The 23,046-nt window shown below is 43.0% G+C and carries 20 protein-coding genes; 16 read left to right on the forward strand and 4 right to left on the reverse strand.

Going from position 1 to position 23,046, the window contains the following annotated elements; all coding sequences use genetic code 11:
- The first annotated feature begins 462 nt into the window (after positions 1-462).
- The 12 genes from A3844_RS07385 (at position 463) to A3844_RS07440 (ending at position 10,148) form a co-directional block, all read left to right on the forward strand.
- Positions 463-2,283: an ABC transporter ATP-binding protein gene (locus tag A3844_RS07385; protein ID WP_074107043.1), complete on the forward strand. Its 1,821-nt coding sequence runs from the start codon at positions 463-465 to the stop codon at positions 2,281-2,283.
- Complete coding sequence (locus A3844_RS07390; protein WP_074107044.1) at positions 2,267-4,051, forward strand: ABC transporter ATP-binding protein; 1,785 nt, start codon at positions 2,267-2,269, stop codon at positions 4,049-4,051. Before A3844_RS07385 ends, A3844_RS07390 begins: the two co-directional genes overlap by 17 nt.
- Before the next feature lie 125 nt (positions 4,052-4,176).
- On the forward strand, positions 4,177-4,629 hold the full coding sequence (locus A3844_RS07395) for a GNAT family N-acetyltransferase (protein ID WP_074107100.1): 453 nt from the start codon (positions 4,177-4,179) through the stop codon (positions 4,627-4,629).
- 180 nt (positions 4,630-4,809) lie between these two features.
- Positions 4,810-5,577 (forward strand): SPL family radical SAM protein, encoded by a 768-nt coding sequence (locus A3844_RS07400; protein ID WP_074107045.1) that lies wholly within the window; start codon positions 4,810-4,812, stop codon positions 5,575-5,577.
- A 50-nt stretch (positions 5,578-5,627) separates the two neighbouring features.
- A complete protein-coding gene (locus A3844_RS07405) occupies positions 5,628-6,191 on the forward strand; it encodes an ATP-binding protein (RefSeq protein ID WP_074107046.1) in 564 nt (187 codons plus the stop codon).
- A gap of 4 nt (positions 6,192-6,195) precedes the next feature.
- A complete protein-coding gene (locus A3844_RS07410; protein ID WP_074107047.1) occupies positions 6,196-6,693 on the forward strand; it encodes a CHAP domain-containing protein in 498 nt (165 codons plus the stop codon).
- Positions 6,694-7,063: 370 nt separating this feature from the next.
- Entirely contained in the window at positions 7,064-7,345 is a 282-nt protein-coding gene (locus A3844_RS07415) for a hypothetical protein (protein ID WP_143192032.1), read from the forward strand.
- A complete protein-coding gene (locus A3844_RS07420; RefSeq protein WP_074107049.1) occupies positions 7,345-8,283 on the forward strand; it encodes a TcaA NTF2-like domain-containing protein in 939 nt (312 codons plus the stop codon). The genes A3844_RS07415 and A3844_RS07420 overlap by 1 nt, the downstream gene beginning before the upstream one ends.
- Positions 8,280-8,768 carry a hypothetical protein gene (locus tag A3844_RS07425; protein WP_074084136.1) on the forward strand — a complete coding sequence of 163 codons (489 nt, stop codon included), beginning with the start codon at positions 8,280-8,282 and terminating at the stop codon, positions 8,766-8,768. The genes A3844_RS07420 and A3844_RS07425 overlap by 4 nt, the downstream gene beginning before the upstream one ends.
- 79 nt (positions 8,769-8,847) lie before the next feature.
- Positions 8,848-9,129, forward strand: a complete 282-nt coding sequence (locus tag A3844_RS33395; RefSeq protein WP_074107050.1) for a DUF4085 family protein — start codon at positions 8,848-8,850, stop codon at positions 9,127-9,129.
- Between the two features lie 87 nt (positions 9,130-9,216).
- Complete coding sequence (locus tag A3844_RS31765) at positions 9,217-9,774, forward strand: GNAT family N-acetyltransferase (RefSeq protein ID WP_083606743.1); 558 nt, start codon at positions 9,217-9,219, stop codon at positions 9,772-9,774.
- Entirely contained in the window at positions 9,774-10,148 is a 375-nt protein-coding gene (locus A3844_RS07440) for a GNAT family N-acetyltransferase (protein ID WP_083606744.1), read from the forward strand. Before A3844_RS31765 ends, A3844_RS07440 begins: the two co-directional genes overlap by 1 nt.
- Before the next feature lie 101 nt (positions 10,149-10,249).
- Here the strand turns inward: A3844_RS07440 and A3844_RS07445 are convergent, their stop codons facing one another.
- Positions 10,250-10,789 (reverse strand): PadR family transcriptional regulator, encoded by a 540-nt coding sequence (locus A3844_RS07445; protein ID WP_074084138.1) that lies wholly within the window; start codon positions 10,787-10,789, stop codon positions 10,250-10,252.
- 218 nt (positions 10,790-11,007) lie between these two features.
- Here A3844_RS07445 and A3844_RS07450 point away from each other — a divergent pair, with 218 nt between their 5' ends.
- Complete coding sequence (locus tag A3844_RS07450; RefSeq protein WP_074107051.1) at positions 11,008-12,276, forward strand: L-lactate MFS transporter; 1,269 nt, start codon at positions 11,008-11,010, stop codon at positions 12,274-12,276.
- A 39-nt stretch (positions 12,277-12,315) separates the two neighbouring features.
- Positions 12,316-14,265, forward strand: coding sequence for an oxidoreductase (locus A3844_RS07455; RefSeq protein ID WP_074107052.1), 1,950 nt, complete (start codon positions 12,316-12,318; stop codon positions 14,263-14,265).
- Between the two features lie 150 nt (positions 14,266-14,415).
- Here the strand turns inward: A3844_RS07455 and A3844_RS31770 are convergent, their stop codons facing one another.
- Entirely contained in the window at positions 14,416-17,751 is a 3,336-nt protein-coding gene (locus tag A3844_RS31770; protein WP_083606745.1) for an S-layer homology domain-containing protein, read from the reverse strand.
- Positions 17,752-17,978: 227 nt separating this feature from the next.
- Between A3844_RS31770 and A3844_RS07485 the strand changes: the two genes are divergently transcribed.
- Positions 17,979-20,306, forward strand: coding sequence for a helix-turn-helix domain-containing protein (locus A3844_RS07485; protein ID WP_074107053.1), 2,328 nt, complete (start codon positions 17,979-17,981; stop codon positions 20,304-20,306).
- Between the two features lie 12 nt (positions 20,307-20,318).
- The gene (locus A3844_RS07490; protein ID WP_074107054.1) at positions 20,319-21,929 is read left to right on the forward strand and encodes a type 2 periplasmic-binding domain-containing protein; all 1,611 of its coding nucleotides are present in this window, start codon (positions 20,319-20,321) and stop codon (positions 21,927-21,929) included.
- 108 nt (positions 21,930-22,037) lie between these two features.
- Here the strand turns inward: A3844_RS07490 and A3844_RS07495 are convergent, their stop codons facing one another.
- On the reverse strand, positions 22,038-22,223 hold the full coding sequence (locus tag A3844_RS07495; RefSeq protein WP_074084143.1) for a hypothetical protein: 186 nt from the start codon (positions 22,221-22,223) through the stop codon (positions 22,038-22,040).
- A 299-nt stretch (positions 22,224-22,522) separates the two neighbouring features.
- Complete coding sequence (locus tag A3844_RS07500) at positions 22,523-22,963, reverse strand: histidine kinase (RefSeq protein ID WP_143192033.1); 441 nt, start codon at positions 22,961-22,963, stop codon at positions 22,523-22,525.
- Positions 22,964-23,046 lie beyond the last annotated feature (83 nt).

A 23,046-nucleotide genomic window follows, 5' to 3' on the forward strand; every position in this document is an offset into this window, starting at 1 on the left:
GACAATAGCCTTGTGGCACTGGATCGCCCGGAGATAAGAAGCCAAGAGGTAGAATCAGACGATTACCCCTGAAGGCCTAAGTCTTCCCCCGTTCGCTGCGCTCACTTAAAGTTCTCGGGTTCGTGAATGAAAGAACGTTAGATGAAATTTCTAATAAGCAAAGTTAATAAACCACGGAAAGATATTGTAGAAAACCAAAAGTGTAAGAAAGGTTATATTTAGAGGTGCTGTCCCAAAGCCATTTCATGGCATATGGGAAAGCCCTTTTTTATTTTGTCTGCTAAAGGTTTCTGTTCATTGAATTACCATTAAATAATCTTATGAGTCCTAATAAATTTATATAGTTTCCAAATAATAACATTGTTAGAATATATACAAGAAATATTTATATTACATAACTTTGTGTAAAGGTGGAGTATAAATAAAGATTTTTGTTAATTAGTGAATAAGAGGAGCGTGACAATGCTCAAAACAAGTTTCCAATCTTCCACTGGTTCCAGCATACGATATGTCCTTTCAACAGCGTGGATTCATAGTAAGCTTTCGGTTAACTATTATTCGATAGTCACTCTGCTTACTGCTCTTCAGCCCTTTATTCTGCTATTGTTTCCTAAACTCATTCTCGATGAATTAATGGGACAGCAAAGACCCCTTCGTTTTATATTACTAATTGCACTCATGTTTGTTTTATCAAGTACCATTGGTTTTTTAACTGCCTATCTGCAAAATATAGGTCAAACCCAGCTGATGAAAGTTGTATTTAGACAGTTGCATGCCCATACCGCGCAAAATCTGAATGCGGATTTCAAAAATACGGAAGATCCGGTATTCCTCAATCAAATGGAACAGGCTAAGAGATCTCTGCAAAGTGTAGAGAATGGTTTTCAGGGTTTATTCCATACGTTATTTTCGTTACTGGGGGGGATTATTGCTCTTTCTGGATACTTCACAGTAATTTCCAGGCTAGGGATGTGGATTATTCTCTTTTTAATCGGATCGGTTGCAGGTTCATATTTTTTTTCACTACGGGCAAAGAAATATGAATATGAGCAAGAACGACAATCAGTGCTGGACCGTGAAAAACGTTATTATTCGGATGTGATGCAGGACTTTGCTTACGGGAAGGAGATTCGAATCTATTCGTTTAACGAGCACTTTGTTTCTCTATTCCAGGCAGTTACCGATAAGAGAAGGACACTTCAGTACAACATAAGCAAGCGTTATTTTCAGAGTGATGTATTGGACGTCATCATTCGTTTCGCCAGGGAGGGAAGTGTATACAGTTATTTAGCCTACCTATATGTCCATCACAGGATAACGGTAGGTGATTTTGCTATGTACACCGGAGCTGTAGCGGGTTTCTCATCTGTTCTCCGGGGAACGATAAAAGATATTGCCCATTTGCGGACACAGAATCTGTACATACAGGAACTGCGCAGTTTTCTTGAACCTACTAAGAGAGAGGAGAAAGGGGACAGGCTGCCGATTCCGTCAGGACCCTACACCATAGAATTTAAAAATGTTTCCTTCGGTTATCCTAACAGCGGCCGGCTAGTATTCGAAAATTTATCATTTATAATCCCTGCTCACCAGAGGCTTGCCATTGTAGGTCATAATGGAGCAGGGAAAACAACATTAATCAAGCTGCTCTGCAGATTGTACGAACCGGACAGCGGAGAGATTACACTGAATGGAATCAATATTCAGCGCTTCTCTCAAAGTGCGTACTGGGATTTATGGTCTACTGTATTTCAAGAAATTCGAGTGCTGGCCTTTACAGTAGCTGAGAATGTCTCTCTTCAGGAGAACGGGGAATTCAATGCTGGAAAGGTTCACAATTGCCTAGAAATGGCGGGTTTAGGCCCGAAAATCTCAACACTTAAATACGGCATTAACACTCATTTGCAGAAATTTTTGGATGATGAAGGGGTTGAATGGTCTGGCGGAGAGAATCAGAGAATGATGTTAGCCCGTGCTTTATATAAAAATGGAGATCTTATTGTATTAGATGAACCCACCGCAGCGGTTGATCCTCTAGCAGAGTTCAGTTTATATAAGAGTTTTGATGAAATGATTGGAGATCGCACGGCCTTATATATTTCACATCGTTTGTCCAGTACCCGATTCTGTGATCAGATTCTATTGATGGAACGGGGTGAAACTGCGGAGCGGGGCACACATAAAGAATTGCTAGAGCGGAATGGAAAGTATGCGCAAATGTTTCAGGTTCAAGCACAATATTACAAAGGGAGTGAAAATAAAGAATATGAACCCATTCCCTGAACTGAAGAAGGATTCGCAAGTCGTCGTTTATTTTTGGAAGCTGGTTAATTCCTACTCTAAGACGTATATCCCTCTGATGTTATTGGTTGCATTGTGTAGTGCATTTCTTCCCTTTATCAATATTATTGCACCCAAGTATATCATTGACGAACTTATGGGGGAAGCGCGGGAAACGCAATTACTTCTATGGATTAGTATTCTGGCCGTAGGTAATGCCATTTTTGGGTTACTCCAGAGTTATTTGGATCAAAAAATGGAACAGGCCAATCTGCAAGTAATGGATGGCTTGGAGCTTCATGTCGGCAAACATATTATGAATCTCGATTTTGAAAGATTAGAGAATGCTAAGGTTCTAGATTTGAAGGAGCAGGCATTATCACCGATTCAGCAGCAGGATGTTATACGCAAAATGATGACCAGCATGAGAATGCTTCTTCAAACGTCTCTATCCCTTATGGCATTGACCGCTCTGATCTCCACAGTAAATGTAGGAACTATTTTATTGATTCTTGGGATGATTTTGCTGAATACCTATATTTTCAAGAAATCACAGCAGACCCAGTTCAAATTCTACAAAATACTGGCCCCGCTAAATCGTAAATTTGGTTATTACTCCAGGCTGGCAACCGATTTTTCCATGGCCAAGGATGTTCGTCTGTATGGAATGGCACCTATTATATTGAAAAAGGTAGATGCATATCACAAGGATACGATCCGGGGATTTGGAGAATTATACGGACAGGTTGGGCGTTACAAGGGGTTAACGAGTATTAATCTTCAACTGCAAATGGTGGTGATCTATTGCTACATGATTGTTAAGGTAGTGAGTGGAAGGATTCAAATCGGTGATTTCATAATGTATATTGCAGCTGCCAACAGCTTTTCCGCACAAGTATCTGTGGTGTTCAATGCCTATGTTGAGCTTCGACAAATGTGCAGGTATCTTGAGGTTTTCAGAGAATTTGAGAGTCTTCCTGCAACCATGAGAAGTGGAGAACGAATGATTGGGAAGTTGACAGAAGCTGAGATAGAGTTCAGAGGTGTTTATTTTAAATATGCAGGGAGTGAGGTCTATTCCTTGAAAAATGTGTCTCTTACGATAAAAAGTGGTGAGAATCTGGCAGTCGTCGGACAAAATGGTGCAGGGAAATCGACTTTTATTAAATTACTCTGCCGATTGTATGAACCCGAACAGGGTGAGATTTTGCTTAATGGATATCCCATTCAACAATACCAATACAAAGATTATATGAAGACCCTGGGTGTAGTCTTTCAGGATTATAAGTTATTTTCTTTCTCAATAAAAGATAATTTGAGCTTGAAGTTTACTTTAGATGCAGAAGAAGAAATGCTATCGATGATGAAGCAAGTCGGGCTTGAAGAAAAAATCGGTGGTTTAGAAAAGGGGCTAGACACACAGGTATTTAAAACATTCGATTCGGAGGGGACGGGTTTTTCAGGGGGAGAAGGTCAAAAAATGGCAATGGCCAGGGCTTTGCTTAAAAAATCCCCTATTCTAATCTTGGATGAGCCCACGGCTGCCCTTGATCCATATGCAGAATACAAAATCTATTCTAATTTTAACCGCATGACAGAAAAGCATACCGTTATTTATATTTCTCATCGTTTATCTTCCTGTAAGTTCTGTGATAGGGTCGCCTTTTTTAAAGAAGGTGAGTTAGTGGAGTACGGGCATCATGACCAGCTCGTGAAGAATGGACAGGATTATAGTTCGATGTGGGAGGCACAGGCACAATATTATGATTAGTAGGTAGTTATATGAAAACGTGACACTTTTGATCGCAGTAGCTCCTCAGTCAGGACTATTATAAAAATGCAGAGTTCAGATAACATTGTATTCACGAAGCGTGCCAAAGGAGAAAATTCATGGAAATTAAGATCCGACCACTAAATTCAAACGAAGAAATCCCCTTTGATCTATTACTTCTTGCTGATCCGTCGAAGGAAATCGTTAAGGAATATTTGGGAAGAGGACAATGCTTAGTAGCTCTAATAAACGAAGAAATAATTGGAGTTTTGGTTTTGATTAGGACTCGACCTGAAACCATAGAAATTGTAAATATCGCGGTACAGGAAGACTATCAGGGGATAGGAATAGGAAAGAAATTAATTGTATATTCGATAGATAAGGCGAGAGAAGAAAAGGCTAAAACCATTGAAATCGGAACCGGAAACTCCAGTGTACATCAGCTCATGCTATATCAAAGATGTGGTTTTCGAATAACAGGAATAGACCGGGATTTCTTTGTAAGGCATTATAAGGAAGAGATTTATGAAAACGGAATACAATGTAGGGATATGATTCGATTAAGTCTTGATCTGTAATGCGAAATCAACCTAAACAAAAAAATAAAACCCTAAGATCATTAGAATCTTAGGGTTTGTATGACTATTTTTTTCAAGACCTTATTCAACATCATAACAGAATGGTTATTATAAGTCTATATTTTTTTCCGGGATTCATGTACCATCGTCTCATAAACGGACGAATGGAGATGGCCCGAAATGCTTAAAGAAATATGTGTTAGTTGTGCAATGACATATGAATATCCCCCTGACGGAGGAACATTACCAATTATCGATCCGTATGATGGATGTACTATCGGGTGCCCTTATTGTTTCCAGCTAGAAGATGAAAACTGGAATAAAAACTTGAATGTTAAACTCAATATTGCGGATATTTTATATGAAGAATTCATTCACTGGAATCAAGAAGATATCGTATATTTGGGAAGTAAGTGTGATCCTTATATGGAAATTGAACGGAAATATCAGTTAACCAGGAAATGCCTAATCGAATTAAGTAAGTTAAACGTGAAGTGTATGGTCACAACTAAAGCCGGGTCAAAACTAATTTATAGAGATCTCGATGTGGTTAAACCTATGGGAGACAAATTCACTCTGCTGTTAGGTTTATCTAACCTGGAACAGTTGAAGAAGGTTGATGATTATACACTGATGAGCAATATACAGACAGCCAATGAGCTACATAGAATGGGGATTAAGGTTTGGGTATTTATCACTCCGATTTTACCCGGAATAACAGATGTGGATTTAATGATTCATGCTCTGGATAAGGACATACCCGTATTTTTAGATAAAGTTAGAATAGGAAAAAACACAGGGCCTACTTTGGAAAAGTTTATTGGACGTAACTATCCTCAATTAGCTGGCACTTATAAAGAAATCATAAATAATAATGTAGATGTTTACTATGATGGGATAAGAGAAAAGTGGTGCGGAGATCAACGGGTAAAGTTTGTTTTTGAATAATCTGCGAACCTAACTTCTTCGCGGCCTCAGATGAATTGGAGGGAGTATTCTTGAAGCGACTCGCTATTATTACGGTAGGTAAAACGCACAGTGGAAAAACTACATTTGCTAAAGAACTAGAACAACAATTGAATAACTCAATCGTGATTGATCAAGATACCCATGCTGAATTCATCAATACCTACTATAAATCACTACGTCCAACACAGGGACCAAACACAATAAAATATGCGATAACGAATACAATTGTAGATTATGCTGTAGAGATGACGGAGCTTCACCTCATCCTTAGTAATTCAAACCGAAATACGATAGGTCGTTCCAAACTACTAACTTATTTTCATGATAAAGGATTTGAAACCGTACTGGTCTATTTCGATTTCCCTGATTTCATTCTGGAGGAACGTATCCATAAGAGTACTCGTAGTAAAGCGATATTTCGAACGGCCTCCAATTTTGTAGAAGTGCTAAACAGACAAAATGCAGAATCAAAACAAGACAATATTTCTAACCCCACAGAGGGAGAAGTAGATTATTTTTTTGTTATTAAAGATTCAACAGAAGTTCATTCAGTCATTGAAAAATTAGTGGCCTTATATACAAACGGAGGGTGAAACCATGAGCAGAAGAGAGACTCTGGCTGAAATAGCTGAAGAATTAGCTGCAAGACCGTTGATCGGAAATGAAGATAAATACGGTCCGGATTTGGAACCCATTCTTAGGTATTTTCCAAGAGATAATCCAAATATTGGTTTCGATTGGTGCGCTGCATTTGTATATCATTGTTGTACGGAGGCAGGATTGAAGTTACCTGTACGATATCCAGAGCCGGTTTCACGTAATTTTGCATGGGTAGAAGCTTGGTTAGAATGGGGACAGTTAAATGGCTTTTATTATCCTATAAGTGATCCATCGTTCATCCCAGATCAAGGGGATCTTATCGTATTTGATAATATTGTGGGGAATGGACCGAATGATCATATCGGAGTGGTATTAAGAGTAGAACAGGATAAAATAATAACAGCAGAAGGGAATTATAATAATAGATCAGGCATATTTCAAAGGACCCGGGAACAAATAAACGGATATATAAGAATCAGCGATACGTATGAATAGATTCTGAGAAAAGCGAAGCCACTTGGTGCTTGGGTTCTAAGAGTGATGGATATTACTTAGCGACAGAAGGGATATTTGGGAATATGGATTTTATCAGAGTGAAGCAATCCAGCATCTTTTAAAATATAATGAATATGTAAGGTAGAGCCCTTAAGCCCCTTGAACGTCAGGAATACGGAAACGTTATATAAAACTCCCAGAAGATATTGAAAACATAAGACGGTGGTGGATGTACATGTTTCTTAATATCACGCACTTTTTATTCAAAAAAAGACGATACAAAACACTTTATTCATTTCTGGAACCTATTTATCAAATATTTCAAAGAGATTATGAATGGCTCCATAAGATTGAAGAGAATGTAAGGAACATGACGGATATCAATGAACTTGATCAAAGGACATTTGAAATAATACGTGAATATTTATTTACTCAAATCTCAGATTTGGAAACCTATATCGCACAAGTAAAACGAACCAAAATAAATGAATACCATTTGGACTATTATCGTCAATCTCTTGATTTACTAATTAAATACAAAAACAATATTAATGATTTAGAAAAGGCAGAATTACCCAACTTATTATATTTTTATAGTGATGTAAGGTCGGCATCTAATGGATATGTAAATACGAAACAGGAGGAAACTTGATGAGGAAAACATTAGTTTTGGTCCTGTTTTTTTGTGTATTTACAGCCTGTAGCAGTAACGATAGTTTCATTGATAATACAAACAGAACTAGTCATGTAAACAGAAGTGATAAATCACAAGAAAATGAAATCATCTTTTCTGAAAATAAACCTGATAATACAATGCAAAAAATAAATAAATTAATTAATGATTATCAAATTAATCTTGTTGAATCAATAAATAATAATACATTTTCAATTGTTGAACCCAATCTTTTAACAAATAGTAATTTGTATGTGTCACAAAAGAAGCTCATAAATAACTTATTTAATAGAAAAATCACTGAGAAATTTATAAGTTCATATATTTATAGGGCTTATTATACGGATGTGAATAAATATGATGTTGAAGCTACTGAAAATATTGCGATTAATTATCCCCAGAAGCAAGGAACATCAAAGGAATTTCATTGGATTTATTCGGTTGAGAAGGTTGGAGAGACGTATTTCTTAAGTGATATTAGAGAATGGCCAAATTTCAAGCAAGATATTGAGCAGCGTATGGGGGCAGTGAAAACCGATGGTTTTTATGCAGATGAGCTCCTTGGATTTTACCCAAAAGTACTTGAAGATTGTTTGAATACTTTAGATATCACTGAAATAAAGCGGATCTCTGCCAATGATAGTGTATTAAAAAACATAAAGAGTCTAATGACCAGTCTTTTACATAAGGGTTCTAATTTTTCTGTCCAAATGACAATATTAGATTATGGAGAATTGAACTATATTTATAATGTGGAATTCACAATATCTTATACAAACATGAAAGATAGGAAAGAAATTTTTACAGGCAATTATCAAATTGAGCTAGATGAGATTAGAGATGAAGTGACTTATGACGGCTATGCAGTTATTAAGAATATAAAAGAGTTAACTGATTACAAAAGGGGAAAAAGATGAAGAATCATAGCGACGAAAAATATGCTCTGGAGAATGCCGCACTTGGCATATTTTTAAACCTATTCAACTTAAACCATAAGGATCAACTTAAATTAGTAGAAAAAAGAGAGAGTCCGGATTTCGTCTTGGAAAATTTGAAGGGCGAATTATTAGGACTTGAAGTAGCACACTTATTTTATGATTCTGAAGAAGCCAAAATGATATTAGGTAGATCTAATAATGATCTGCATGGAATAGAGATTTATGAAAATTTTATTAGTGCCCTGAATCATCTATTAAAACAAAAAGAAAAAAAGATTTTAAAATATGAAAATACATATCCTACGGCACTATTAATTAGAAATGCTTCTCCTATTTTTGGAATGAGTTGCTTATTAAGAAATAAAAATTTGATATATAAGCCAAGGGTGTATAACAATGTATGGTTTGTTTCGAAAGATGGGAATTATAACGACTGGTTAATGACAGATATTCTGAAAGTTTAATCTAAGATATGAGAAACCGTGAAATCATACCAATGGCTGAACAGTGACGAAGTGAGTACGATAAGCGAATGAGCATGATTTGATACATGATGCAAAAGTAACTTCAATCGAAATACCTTCTACGGACATTTTCATCATGAACCTGGATTGTAGAGGGGGCTACCATTATCAAACCGATATCAAAGTAACATTTACAGGGGTGAAGTGCCTACAACCTTCAGACTTAAGTGCAGGCAGTTACTGGCTGTACGATGAAGTGTACTCCACAGAAGCCGGGTTTGAGCTTAACGTTTTATTTGACAGTCCATTAGTGGAATTCACGGTCATAGCGGATAACGTTATTATCGAGATTTCTTCATGAAATGACCCGGCACGACAGAGAATCAGCTATCATTGAATAGAGCCAGCTGGAAGGATTTATTCTTAAGGACAAACAGAGTGGGGGGATATGGTGTTCCGGATATATGAACTTAAGGAAAAAAAGGATTTTTTTGAAAGCGCTGTCCAATTGTTTTGGAGCGAGTGGGGAAGCGATCTGAATTATCAATTCTATTACGACTGTATGCTTCATTCCATGAAAACGGAGGATGGCTTGCCGCGTTTTTATATTGCCATACAAAATGGCTCAATCATTGGTACATATGCGTTGCTAAGGAATGACTTGATCAGCCGCCAAGATGTTTTTCCGTGGCTTGCTTGTTTGTATGTGGTACCGGAGTTTAGAGGACAAAAGATGGGAGCCGAACTACTGCAACATGCACTTCAGAAATCCCGGGAATTGGGACATGACAACCTGTATCTCTGTACCGATCTGGACGGCTATTACGAAAAGCTTGGGTGGAGCCACTTCGCGAATGGATATATATTTAATGGCACAGAAATGAAAATTTATACGGCCCCTACATCAACGATTACATCTATAGATGGGTATCCAGTGATCCAATCCCTTAAGGAATGCCCTGAACAACCTTTATCACATACATTTCTGAATCTTGGCCAGCCGTAATGGACATCGTGATCGCTCAAATGGAAGAAAGTTTATCTACAGTGGACGCTTTACCATTGACCTTCTTAATGTTAAGGAACAACCGGATTATCGGCTTCTATCAATTGAATGAACAGGAATATTTGGTTCGAAAAGATTTATCACCTTGGATCGGACCGTTGTTCATCGACAAGAACGAGCGGGGGCAGGCTCTAGGAGCCATGCCTTTGCAGCACGCAAGGAAAATAGCAGGCAGCCGGTTGGGGGTTGAAAAGGTCTACTTAACTACGGATCATATTCAATATTACGAAAAATATGGTTTCCGTGAGATCGGACTGAGCCTTTTTGAGTGGGGCCGCCCCAGCAAAATATATGAGCATGATACTTTATGCTGACGGAATTCTGTATACGTTCATAGCTGTCTTGCCTCAGAAAAGAGACTTATACCTTCTTTTATCCTCCGGGATGAGGGAAGGTTTTTCTGTATGCTTATCTGTTACAACGATTTGCAATATTGAATGAAGTTTTCCAGCCATTGTATCGTTACCGTTTCACGTAAAATAGCTCCATCCAATATGAAATAATCACCAAAATCCACGCTATCATGTGGTGGAATACTTTGGTGACGTTCATTGTTTTTGCGTAAATGTTGCAGCCGCTCCTGATGCTGAAGCAACTGATGCTCTAAGAGGTGTATCCGGGTTGGCACATCCAGATGATTCGAAAAGTACATTCTAAGCCGAAACACATCTTTGGGAGTGGGTTCTAAAGGCTCCGCTTGTTTTAACCATTTCAAAAAAGCTTCTTTGCCCTCCTCCGTAATCGAATACATTTTTTTCTCCAGGATCTCTCCGCTAATTTGGATTTCGTAAACGATAAGTCCCTCGTCAAACAGTTTTTTTAATTCCGGATAGATCTGGCTGTGCTTTGCATTCCAGAATTCACCTAAATCTTTGCTGAATTCTTTACCAATATCATAACCCGTCATAGGCTCGTTATTTAGTAACCCCAAAATGGCATACTTTAAAGTTCTCATAAGGCTCGCTTCTTCCTATACATTTCGTCTTTTTGATTTGTTAAGTATAGCATATTTTGGTGCTCGCAATAAGGATTGATACAAGGCTCGCACAACATGTATTTTAGGACATATAAATACATACATGTTTATATTGATATAAATAAAATCCTGTGTTAATATGTACTCAAATGGTGTGAATAAATTCACAATACAATTTGAAGGAGAGAAGAATCTCAGTGGAGCTTACGAAAAAGCGATGGATTATTCTGATTGCAAGCTGCTTTATTAATCTGTGTATTGGATCAATTTACGGATGGAGTGTATTTGCTGCCCCAATGGCTGCGTATTTGAGCAGTGTCACAGGACGTACTTTAACACCGGGGGATTTGGCTATTGCCTTTACCATTACAAATTCAGTAGGGCCTATCACGATGATTTCTGGTGGGTGGATCAATGACCGATTTGGACCCAAGAAAGTAATCTTTGCAGGGGGCTTGTTATTTGGAGGCGGTATGCTTTTATCAGGGTTTGCAACATCTGTAGGCTTCCTGGTATTTGCTTACGGTATCGTACTCGGCCTTGGTACAGGAATGGTTTACGGATGCACGATCAGCAACTCGATTAAGTTTTTTCCTGACAAACGGGGTTTGGTTGGCGGTGTAACCACGGCTGCTTATGGATTGAGCTCAGTGATAATCCCTCCGATTGCCAACGGATTAATAAGTACTTCCAGTGTAAAAACGGCATTCATTATACTCGGTATCGCATTTCTTGTGATTATATGTGCTGCTTCTTTCTTCATCGAGAAATGCCCATCTGATTTTGTTCCGTCCGGATGGTCACCGAAGGCTGTACATGTTGGCCGCTCTTTGAAGAATGACAAGGACTGGAAAGGCATGCTTGCCAATCCGCTATTTTATGTAATGATCGCGTTATTGATCAGTGGAGCTTTTGCCGGACTAATGTGTACATCCCAAGCTTCACCTATCGCTCAGAAAATGGTTGGCCTGTCTGCGGCAGCCGCTACAACCGCTGTTTCCATATTGGCTCTTTTTAACACGGGTGGACGAATCATTGCAGGCTATATTTCAGACAAAATCGGTCGAATCAATACCCTGGCCATTTCTTCTCTCTTTTCGGTAATCGGACTCACCTTACTGTATTTATCCGGAGAAAACAGTGTGGCGACCTTTTATATCGGTATTTCGGTGATCGGATTAAGCTTTGGCTCACTGATGGGGGTATTTCCCGGATTTACTGCAGATCAGTTTGGTGCAAAAAATAACAGTGTGAATTATGGCATTATGTTCATTGGATTTGCAATCGCAGGATATTTTGGGCCGTCCATTATGAAGAATGTATACAGCGTAGACGGTAGTTACCAGAGAGCCTTTGTCATTGCGGCTGTTTTTGGCATCACCGGATTTGTCCTGACCTTTGTATATAAGTGGGCCGTCAAGTATCAGCAGACGGCTGCTAATAAGAATCAGAAAGCTATCATTTAAATGTAAGAAGAATCATCAACAGAGAAGGAGTAAGAAAGCATGCATAGAAAATATCCAAACTTAAGCAAGCCCATCACCATCGGTAATGTGACTTTTAGAAATAGAATGTTTGGCGCACCTATGGGAGGAACAGATATTACAGCTGACTGCACTATTGGTCCCAAATCTACTGCTTTTTATGAATTAAGAGCAAAAGGCGGCGCTGCCTCAGTTACAGTCAGTGAAGTTGTAGTTCACCCCGAGACAGAAGCTTCTCATATGTATCATCTGGATTTGGGAACAGTGGATTCTTTGGCCAGCTTTACGTATACAGCAGATGCTATCCGCCGTCACGGGGCCATTGCCAGTGTGGAGCTATCCCATTCGGGTCAATATGCAGGAACTTATCTGACTGATAAAAATAAGAAACAAGGACTTGCCCAGTGGGGCCCCAGCCCCGGGGTGCGCCCAGACGGCAGAGAAGTTAAGGAGCTTACGCAAGAACTGATTGATGACATTGTAGCTGCTTATGGTACCTGTGCGGGACTTGCAAAGCGAGCAGGTTTTGAAATGATTATGGTTCATGGCGGGCATGGTTGGTTGATTAATCAGTTCTTTTCTCCTCATTTCAATCGCAGAACGGATAAGTATGGCGGATCTTTGGAGAATCGGGTGCGTTTTGCCCAGGAGGTTCTTGACAGTGTCCGTGAAGCTGTTGGCGCTGGTTTTCCCATAGAGTTTAGAATGAGTGGCTCCGAGTTGTTTGAAGGCGGCTATGATCTGACAGAAGGGATTGAAATTGCTAAATTACTGGAATCAAGGATCGACCTGCTACATGTATCTGCCGGAACGTATCAGACAGGGTTTGGTATCACACACCCTTCTATGTTCTTGCCTCATGGCAGTAATGTTTATCTTGCGGCAGAGATCAAGAAGCATGTTAGTGTTCCGGTTGCAACGGTTGGCGGATTAAATGACCCTGCTCAAATGGAAGAAATCATTGCCAGCGGTCAGGCGGATGTTGTAGAAATGGCCCGTGCCCTCCTGGCGGATCCCGAGCTCCCCAAAAAGGTGATGAGCAACCGGAATGAGGATATTATCAAGTGTCTGAGATGCTTTACCTGTATGGCAGAACGTGCCGAAACATCCACAAGACGCTGTACAGTTAACCCGCTCATTGGTCGTGAAATGGATGGAACCGAAATATATCCTTCTCCTAATTCACGCAAGGTTTTGGTAGCTGGCGGAGGCCCGGGTGGACTGTATGCCGCGCTTACCGCAGCTAAACGCGGACATCAAGTCATTTTATGTGAGAAGTCTGATGACGTAGGGGGTATCTTGAGGGGTGAACAGGCCATTCCATTTAAATATGAGATGTATGAGTTGGGAGTAACTCTCGGAAAACTCGCCAAGGACGCCGGTGTTGAGATTCGTTTGAATACACCTGTGACTAAAGCGTATGCTGAGAAAGAAGAGGTTGATGCGTTAATTATTGCCGTCGGTTCCGCAGCCATTGTTCCTCCAATCCCTGGATTAAACGGAGATAACGTAGTCGTTGTGAATGACTATTATCTGGAGAAGGACAAGGTCAGTGATAGCGTAATCGTATTGGGAGGCGGTCTGGCAGGCTGTGAAGCCGCCATTCACCTTGCCCAGGAGGGTAAGACTGTCCATCTGGTAGAGATGAGAACGGAGCTGGCTCCAGATGCTAATATCAGACATCGTCCCATTATGCTGAAAGAAATTGAAAAGAACAACATTCAAGTGCATTTAGGATATAAAGGGCTGCGTGTCACACAAGAAGGTGTGGTTTGCGCGGAGCCAAATGGGGAAGAGGTTCTTGTTCCGGGTACTTCGGTCATTTGTGCGCTTGGACAACGAGCTAGAAGAAATGTAGTAGATGAGTTATTGGATTGCGCACCTTATGTTGCCCAAATTGGGGACTGCGTTAAGGCATCAACGATTACGACTGCAATCTATCAAGGATATCATGCCGCACTTGATATTTAACGCTGCTAAACCTTCTTTCATCCTTCGGGAGGAGAGGAGGTTTATTTTTGTTTGGTGAGAGAGTAGCTGAAACTAGAAAAAGACGATGGCCAGCAATCCGATTAAATAAATTAATCTGTGATTTGCTGGCTATCGCCCTGGTTGTTGAAGCTATTGAATCATTCCTTGCAAAAGCACTGTCATCATTTTAGCGGCCTCAGCTCTGGTTGCGCCGCCTTTAGGATCCAATGTGTTATTGCCTTTGCCGGACAGGATTCCTGCTTTCTGCAAGGCAGTTACTGCATCCACGGCCCACGCACTAACGCTGCTGCTGTCTGCAAAGCCTGCGCTGCTGCTGTTGGCAGGCAGCGCGTAGCCCGCAAGATCAGCATAGCGCCCGATCATGACGCTGATTTCCTCGCGGCTGATGAAGGCATTCGGATTGAAATGATGGTTGCCTGCCCCATTCACGATGTTATTCGCGGCAGCCCACGCTACATAAGGCAGGTACCAGTCACCGGCTTTGACATCGGTAAACGCTGAGGAGGAATACCCTGAGACATCCGCATTGGCGAGTCCTGCCAGCATTTTGGCAAATTCTGCCCGGGTGATTCCCTTATCGGGTGCGAACGTGTTGGCGCCTGTACCGGAAATAATATGGTGCGCAGCCAGGTAGGTAATATAGCTGCTGCCCCAGTGACCGGATGTGTCGCTAAAGCTGATTTTGTTATAGCCTACGGCGTATTTGCTGAGGTGATTGGTTAACAATGAGACAGTTCCTGTCTCCTGGTTATATCCCGACTTAACGACCGCATTAGGCTTGCCGCTACTGTCAATGTAATAGGCGGTAATGGCGTTAGCATCTTCACCTTGGGCGAGCTTGAACGGAATACTGATCTTGAGGCTTCCGCCTCCAAAGCTGGTCAGGCTTGAAGCGCCAGACTGAACGGTATACTCCAGCATAGGCCGTGTGCCGACCAGACTTGCTGCTTCAGAAGAAAGGCCGGCAGTAGCTGCTGGAGCGATTCCCATGCGGATACTGTCTCCCCCGGCGTTTTTCAACGACCCCAAGGCGGCTTTGTTAAAGGATATGCTTCCGAATTGGGTTACAAGTTCCACTTCAGCAGTTTTACTCTCGAACAGTTTGCTGATGGCATCCTTGGAAAGTATGATTCCAACTGACTTTGCATGGTCTACGGTTCCCACATTCAGCTGTACTGAGATCTTTGCTGCGGTAGAAGAGCTGACCTTAGTCAACAAGTCAGTAATTTGGGAATCCTTAATCGTTGCCTCTGCTTTCCCGCTGGAATCGGCAGTTGCCGTTACCGATAGGCTCTGCTTTCCGTTATCTGTCCCCGGACTGGATGCGGGACTTGGAGCAGCCGAAGGCACTGGGGAAGGTGTTGGCGTTGCCACTGGACCATTCCCGCCAGAAGAAGAGCTGGAAATGGTGCTTAAGGATGATTTTAAAGGACGGCTTGAGTTATCCGTAAGGTCATAAGCGATGACAGAGAACGAATAGGCTGTGCCTGGAGTCAATCCGGTTACATTATAGGAGTAGGTAGCACCGGTTACGGTGTGAAGCAGTGTGCTGTCACGATATACGCTGTAGCTGACTACCCCTTCGTTGTCTATCGCCGCCGGCCAATTCAAGGTAAGGCCCGATTGGGTACTATTTGAACCGGTCAGTTTGGCGTCTGCCGGCCAGCTTGGTGCCTCGAGGTCTACAGCGAGCTGGATGCTGTTAGCGTTATAGATGACCTTCATTTTGTATTGGCTGGGCAGCCCCGTTGTCTCTACGGAAGAAAATTCTCCGCTCCGCTGATCCTTACCATGGGTGATGAGTGTAATCACACCGTCAGGTACGTAATGATTCAAAAAGTTCAGACGTAATGTACCGCCAGCCTGTACTTTGCCCTTAATATCGAGCAGATCGTTTGTACTGCTAAGGTTCAGTTCAAGTGTGCCGCCGGCAGATTGACTGAAATTCCCGCCGATGGTCATCTGTCCAGGAACATTCTGAATCAGGGTTCCCCCGTGGTTGTTCACATCGCCGGTTCCGAAAGCTGCCGCCGAATTTCCCTCAAGCGTACCTTCATTCAGCTGTGTACCTCCGGAATAACTATTGTTCCCCTGAAGCTTGAGCGTCCCCGTTCCCTTTTTGGTCAGCCCGCCTGTGCCGGAAATGTCATTCCGCCAGCGGTCCAGGGCATTGAAGCCGCCTTGATAAGTGTCCATGGTCACTGTAACGTCATTCGCAAAAGCACCATAGCCATCTGCTGCGGCAAAGAGATTAAGCCGTCCCCATCCTTCCGGGTCATCAAGCACAGGATAGCCGGAGGGAAGCCCGGTCGTGGCTAAGACCCAGCGGCGCTGCGTGTCGTCCAGGTACGGCAGGCGTGTTTCGAGCAGGACTTCTGCGCCTTTTGGAACCACCGCTGGCTTAGTTGTGGAATCGATCGGACTGAATCCGTAGGTCAATCGCTCTGTGTAGTCTTGTTTATTCTTGGCGTAATTGCTGAACCGGTCATCAGCTGTGCCGGTCTGTGTCAACAAAAGACTATGCGCATCGTTATACGCCGTCTTTTTCAAAAGACTGTTGTTCGGTTCATTCAACGCAGCAGCAGACACCGCCGTAGCCATGACCCGTGCACCCATTACATCAAGCGGAGAGTGCATACCGGCAACGATACGGTTGTTTCCAAGTTCCGATGCCCGGGTAAGTAGTTCCTGAAACCGCTCCGGTACAGCATAGGCCATCGCTATTGCACTCAGGTAGGCGGCATTGGTATGGCCGCTTGGAAATCCGCCGTCGTTGCTGGGGTCAGCATTGATTGCAGGAACAAGGGACGGCACTACAATGGCCGGGCTGCTCCAGCGAAACGGGCGGGGATATTTATAATAGGTCTTTGACGGACTAGTTGAAGCACTGCTGTTGCGGAAGGTATTCACCAAGCTCACGATGCTGCCGAGACTGGAATTCGGATCGCCTGAACCATATTCTCCGCCGTTTCCCTGATCCTCATATTTAACCGTTGTGGCATCTGCGGGAATACCGGTGATTGTTGTCGTTGCTCCCACATGAAGTCTGTAGATATCGGTAAGGGAACCCAGGCCGTCCATGACGCTGTAGCTCTGTTTTCTCCGGTCATCCAGGTAGGCTGCGTCAGCTTCACTGGAGGTTCGTTTGGCGGCCATGTCTACCACCTTTTGGATGTTGGCATCCAGCACGCTGCTGTTCAATTTCGTGCTATCCCAGGTAGCACCAGGAGTCCACAGTTGTTCAAAACCGGAAAGAGTCCCGATCGCGGGGTTTGAGAGGGTCGTTTTGTTGGAGGAAGTATTGTTTTTGTAATTGTCTACATAATACCCCCAGGCCGGTGCAGGTGGCAGTGCCACTGATTCCGGGATGGGAGCCGCATTCGCACTCGCAACCATTCCACTTATGGAACTTAAAAGTAATGACAGACCCAAAGCTGCTGATACTTGCTTTTTCCTAAATCCCATTCTCAAAATGTATCACTCCTCTGTTTTAGTTCGACATCACTGTAGCATTCGGGTGATCCGGGCCTCAATACAACAATTTCCCTATTCTATAAAAATCGTATGTTCTCTTTAGAATCAGGCTTCTTTACATAAACAGGGTCCATGTATAACGCTCTGTGAACATATTTCCAATAAGATTAGGAGATGGTTAAGATGCTTCAACACTTTCGAATCCGGAGACAACAACGATGAAAAAAAACGGGAACTCTGCTTTTGCCAACCTCGCTATTTCCTATGTAACGATCGTGATGGTCATTGTCCTTTTGCTCTGCTCCATCTTTTATATGTATTTTCCTAAGAACTACAATGAAGAAATCCAAAAAAAGAATCAGATTATCCTGGAGAGTGCGGCCAACTATATCGAATCGTCTGTGTTTCAGCGGGTGCAGCAAATCTATCTGGATCTTTCCCTGGGTGAACCTGTCAGCATTGATATATTTGCCAAAGATACCCTGCAGGGCAATCATGGTACTGTACTGGATCTGCAGGACCTGCTTAAGAATGAAGTCGCGGATCATGTGGACATTGTTTCTGCGGTTCATTTGTATTATCCCAAGCAAAAGATCATGATTTCGTCAGATTCCGGGCTGCGATACTTGGATCAGGAGCGTGAAGCTGCAGCCGCGGCAGTAAGCTGGATGGAACGTCTGCAGAACAGTGATTCAAGCTTTGTGTGGACCGAAGCGCGCATGGCACCCCAGGACATCAATAGGAGTTTGTCAGACGATAGCCTAGTGGACCCTATGATTTCATACGCACATAGCTATCCTTTTCACTCCACCGGTGCCGATTGCGACCTGATGATTGCTGTCGATATGAAGGAGGAGGCCATCAGCGGAATCATCCGGCATATTATGCCATCTGATTATAAGAACACTTTTGTTATGGGGCCAAGCGGGACGATCATCTCTGCGGCGGACAAAGGAATACTGGGCCATAGCGCCGGAAGCAGCTCACTTATCAACAAAATTCTGTCTTCCACAGCGGTAGCTGAAAGCTTCACGGATACGATAAACCGGGGGTCCCATGAGGTTTCTTTTCACACCTTTCCATCCAATGACTGGAAAATATATAACATTACTCCTACAGACAACTACTATCAGAAATCGATTCTATTGCAGAGGACGGTGCTCCTGATTTGTCTGCTGGCGGCTATCGTAGGTATGGTCCTGTCCGGTATTTTCACCGTCGCCATTTATGACCCCCTGAAGCGCTTAAGGGACAAAATGAAAGGCATGTTCGACAATACCCCGGATGCCGGGCTGAATGAATACACGCTGATTGATACAGCCATCAACAAATTGACCCGCAAGGTGAGCAGCCTCGAAGAAACCCTGCAAGCCAACAGTCCGGTCATCAAGCATAATATCGTGCTCAATCTCCTGAATAACAGCTACAGTGAGGAGGAACTTGTAGAGCAATTGCAATCCATCCATATTCCCATAGCGTATACCCGCTACTGCTGCATGCTGATAGACCCGTTTAGCCCGGGTTTCAAAGCGCTCCATTCCAAAACCGCGCAATTTGTTCTCTACCGGATGATTAATCAGTTGGAAGCTGCGGATTTTGCTGGATGCCACATCATTGCGGAAGAGCTTCCGGATAAAAAAGTAGCGGTTATTGTGTGTACAGACAAGGCGGAGGAAGGACTGCTGGAGCAGATTTCAGGCTTCATTCTTTCAGAGGTGAAACGCAGCTTTGACCTGAAATTCAAAATCTCCCTGGGCTGCTGGGTGGGGCGTTTTATGGAGGTGCATAAGAGCTTTGGTGAAGCGAAGATTCTTGCTAAATATGGATTCCTCCTGCCTGAGGTTTCCGTTATTAAGGATACAAGCCTGCTGGAGAGGGAGGTCAGTCCTAACGAAATCCCGCAGGCGGTTCTGCTGAAATTCAAAGAAAAGCTTCAGGCAAGGAATATTGAGGGTGCTTTTGCAGCCGTTGACCATCTGTTGGATCTGATGCGGGAAGGGGTGTATTCTGCAGATTACTGCCGCTTTATATTGCTGAATACGGTATCGGTATACTCGGATTATCTAATAAGTGTGAGGTATACTCCATCGGATCATGTCAAAATAAACTTATACAATGAATATACTTCCATTTATGATATCAACGGCTATAGGGAATGGCTGACCGATTCCATAGCAGTGTGTATTAGCCATATGGAGAAGCGGAGCGACAATCGGACGAGCGAGAGCATTGAGGCGGTTAAGCAATATATCAGCTCACATCTTTCGGAGGAGCTTTCACTCGATACGGTTGCGGGCAAGGTCTTTCTAAGCGCCAAATATCTCAGTAAGATATTCAAGGAAGAAACCGGGATGAACTATATTGAATATGTGACCGGGAAAAGGATGGAAAAAGCCCTGGAGCTAATGGCTAACCACAATATGACTATTGAACAAATTGCAAATACCGTTGGATATGGTACGACAGCTTATTTTATCAAAAAATTCAAAGAGAAGAACGGTTATACCCCTAAACACTATATACGACAATTAATGGAGCAGTCATAGGAGGCCGTGGACATGAAAATGAACCGTCTTCAATCGCTCTCGTTCCTGTTGCTGCTGATGATGCTGATGTCTGCTGTCGGTGGATGTGAAGCTCCCGGGGATACCGGAGAAACCGCTCAAGCGGCACCTGCGCGGGACAGCGCCTACACCATCTCCTGGACGATGCATCAGAATGAGCCGGTTCCCGCAGATGCACAAATGATTGAATATATCGAGGATAAGTTTAAGGTGGACCTGGATGTCTGGAATCTCGAAAATAATAAATATGAAGCGCTGCTGAACCTGAAGCTCGCACAAGGGCACATTCCGGACCTGTTTCGGATCAGGCAGCCGCAGGATCTTTTGAAATACGAGTCGCAGGGAGCGCTTGCCGAAATTCCAAAGGACATTCTGCTCCATAATGCACCGAACCTCATGCAGGCGATCCATCACAATGCACCCGGATATTTGAACTATGGGGAAATCGGCGGGAAGCTCTATGGGATCCCTGTAGTGAATCCGACGAATATCTATAGAATCCCAGTTGTGTACAGAAAAGATTGGCTGGATAAGCTTGGGCTTAAGGTTCCAGAGACCTTGGCGGAGTTTGAGAAAGTCTTGTATGCCTTCACGAACAATGATCCGGACGGTAACGGCAAGAAGGATACCTATGGGCTTTCCAGTGAAGGGATGAATGTTGTTTTTGGGGCGTTTGGACAGATTGTTTTTGCTGACCAGCTGTATTTCAATGTTAAGGATCAGAACCTGGTCATTGGGGCTCTGGAGCCGGAGATGAAGGAAGCCCTGGGGCTTCTGCGAAAATGGTATAAAGACGGTATCATTGATCCTGAATTCATCACCGGAGAGAATAAGGGCGGCTACAAACACCTATCCCATGCTTTTATCAACGGCAGAATCGGGATGACCTCGATGGGCAACTATTATCACTGGATTCAGGCCGGAGATTACATGGATTTAGATCCAACAGGTAAAGAGGTACCTGTAGAGGCCACGTTCAATGCACGGGAGCTTGCAGCCAAGAACAAGGACGCCAGGATCATATTCGGACAGCCTGTGACCGGCCCTCAGGGGAAAAGCGGCTCGAAGGCTTATGATATGCTGATGAGCTTCACGGCGATTGGTGCCGATGCCGTCAAGGAGCCGGGGAAGCTGGAGAAAATTCTGCAAATTCTGGACTATGTCAGTGCGAATCCGGATGAGGACGAAGCGATGTCCATGCTGTACGGGATTCAGGGAGTACACTGGGAATGGTCGGACAAGTCCAAGGGTGATTTCATGATTCTTTCTCCATTTGATGCCATCACCAACTACACCAACCGGATTGGCGCCGGAATCGGAATGACCGTTCCGCGCAAGCCTATGGGCCGCAGAGAGCAGTGGGCCTCAACCTTAGGCTTGGACAAGAATGGGATATACAACGCCATGAAGGTTTCCACCCCTTCACTCATGAAGTACAGCGCTGGGCTGATCAAATTAAAAAACAAAGCCTATATTTCCATCATCACCGGGGACCAGACCATAGATTATTTCGATTCCTTCTTCAAGGAATTTATGGGAGCGGGAGGTAAACAGGTTTTGCAAGAGGCGAATGACTGGTACCATATGGAGCCGGAAAATGGATAGGAGATAGAATGGATATAAAAAACCGCGTAAGCCGGAATTTCTCCGGTTTACGCGGTTTTATATTTAGAGCCATCCTTTATGGCCATGTTGGTTAGTTTAGTTGAAACTTTAGTGGTACTTCACCGATTTGATCCGTGCCTCTTCCTGATAGGAGAGCGGGCTTGGCGATGGTGGAGTATGCAGGTGACGTTCTGCCGAATATTCGATTTTCCAGTAATCCTCTTCTTCCGAGGTCATCCATGGCTGCCACATTCCCGATACCCAATTCTTAAGTTCTTTAAGTCCTGCCAGCATTTCTTCCATCCTCCTTGGGCTATGAAATCTATGGTTCAAAGCTCCTTTTGGTTACGCTTTCATTATAGCACATAAAAACGATATTGAAAGATGTGTCCGCCTGAAACAGACAGAAATTTGTGAACAATTTGCGTAGATAAAGGGAAGTGTATCTGTTGGAAAGATATGTGTCCACTCTGTGGAGACAATGTTGATTGTACCTGAAGTGTAGGGGGAAAGTAGCGAAAGGCAGCTGTCATCAAAAAACGGCTGCCTCCGTTTGGAGGCAGCCGCTTGAACTAATTTATAGGACAGAGCTGTTATTTGATCCGTTTCAATGCCGCTTCCTGGTCAATGGATCGTCTGGACAGCAAGTCAAGTGTGACGTCATGTCCCCGCAGCGTTTCTTCGATACGCTCTATGGTGTCACGGGTGGCAATCACTTCAGCATTCACTTCCGATACGGCCTGCTGGATCAGCGGGATCAGCTTGGTGTCCTCCTTAATGCTGGCGATCTCGGATTTGATGTCACTGATCTCGGATTTCATGTCACTGATCTCGGATTTCATGTCACTGATCTCGGATTTGATGTCACTGATCTCGGATTTCATGTCACTGATCTCGGATTTCATGTCACTGATCTCAGACTTCATGTCACTGATCTCGGATTTCATGCCACTAATCTCGGATTTTATGTCACTTAAGTCAGACTGTACACCAGTTATAGCAGTAAGTATTTGTTGAAGTACGGGGTCACTCATCGTCACAGCTCCTCAGCTAATCATAATAAATTATCGATGGATGATGGATGCGGGAGGGGTTTCTTCATCGGTGTAATTTTGAT

Origin of the sequence: Paenibacillus helianthi, assembly GCF_001909055.1 — a bacterium.
GTDB lineage: Bacteria > Bacillota > Bacilli > Paenibacillales > Paenibacillaceae > Paenibacillus_AQ > Paenibacillus_AQ helianthi.

Coding starts and splice junctions, on each gene's coding strand:
- A3844_RS07385 (WP_074107043.1), top strand. CDS start 463: ATGCTCAAAACAAGTTTCCAATCTTCCACTGGTTCCAGCATACGATAT.
- A3844_RS07390 (WP_074107044.1), top strand. CDS start 2,267: ATGAACCCATTCCCTGAACTGAAGAAGGATTCGCAAGTCGTCGTTTAT.
- A3844_RS07400 (WP_074107045.1), top strand. CDS start 4,810: ATGCTTAAAGAAATATGTGTTAGTTGTGCAATGACATATGAATATCCC.
- A3844_RS07410 (WP_074107047.1), top strand. CDS start 6,196: ATGAGCAGAAGAGAGACTCTGGCTGAAATAGCTGAAGAATTAGCTGCA.
- A3844_RS07415 (WP_143192032.1), top strand. CDS start 7,064: ATGACGGATATCAATGAACTTGATCAAAGGACATTTGAAATAATACGT.
- A3844_RS07420 (WP_074107049.1), top strand. CDS start 7,345: ATGAGGAAAACATTAGTTTTGGTCCTGTTTTTTTGTGTATTTACAGCC.
- A3844_RS07425 (WP_074084136.1), top strand. CDS start 8,280: ATGAAGAATCATAGCGACGAAAAATATGCTCTGGAGAATGCCGCACTT.
- A3844_RS31765 (WP_083606743.1), top strand. CDS start 9,217: ATGGTGTTCCGGATATATGAACTTAAGGAAAAAAAGGATTTTTTTGAA.
- A3844_RS07440 (WP_083606744.1), top strand. CDS start 9,774: ATGGACATCGTGATCGCTCAAATGGAAGAAAGTTTATCTACAGTGGAC.
- A3844_RS07445 (WP_074084138.1), bottom strand. CDS start 10,789: ATGAGAACTTTAAAGTATGCCATTTTGGGGTTACTAAATAACGAGCCT.
- A3844_RS07455 (WP_074107052.1), top strand. CDS start 12,316: ATGCATAGAAAATATCCAAACTTAAGCAAGCCCATCACCATCGGTAAT.
- A3844_RS31770 (WP_083606745.1), bottom strand. CDS start 17,751: ATGGGATTTAGGAAAAAGCAAGTATCAGCAGCTTTGGGTCTGTCATTA.
- A3844_RS07485 (WP_074107053.1), top strand. CDS start 17,979: ATGAAAAAAAACGGGAACTCTGCTTTTGCCAACCTCGCTATTTCCTAT.
- A3844_RS07490 (WP_074107054.1), top strand. CDS start 20,319: ATGAAAATGAACCGTCTTCAATCGCTCTCGTTCCTGTTGCTGCTGATG.
- A3844_RS07495 (WP_074084143.1), bottom strand. CDS start 22,223: ATGCTGGCAGGACTTAAAGAACTTAAGAATTGGGTATCGGGAATGTGG.
- A3844_RS07500 (WP_143192033.1), bottom strand. CDS start 22,963: ATGAGTGACCCCGTACTTCAACAAATACTTACTGCTATAACTGGTGTA.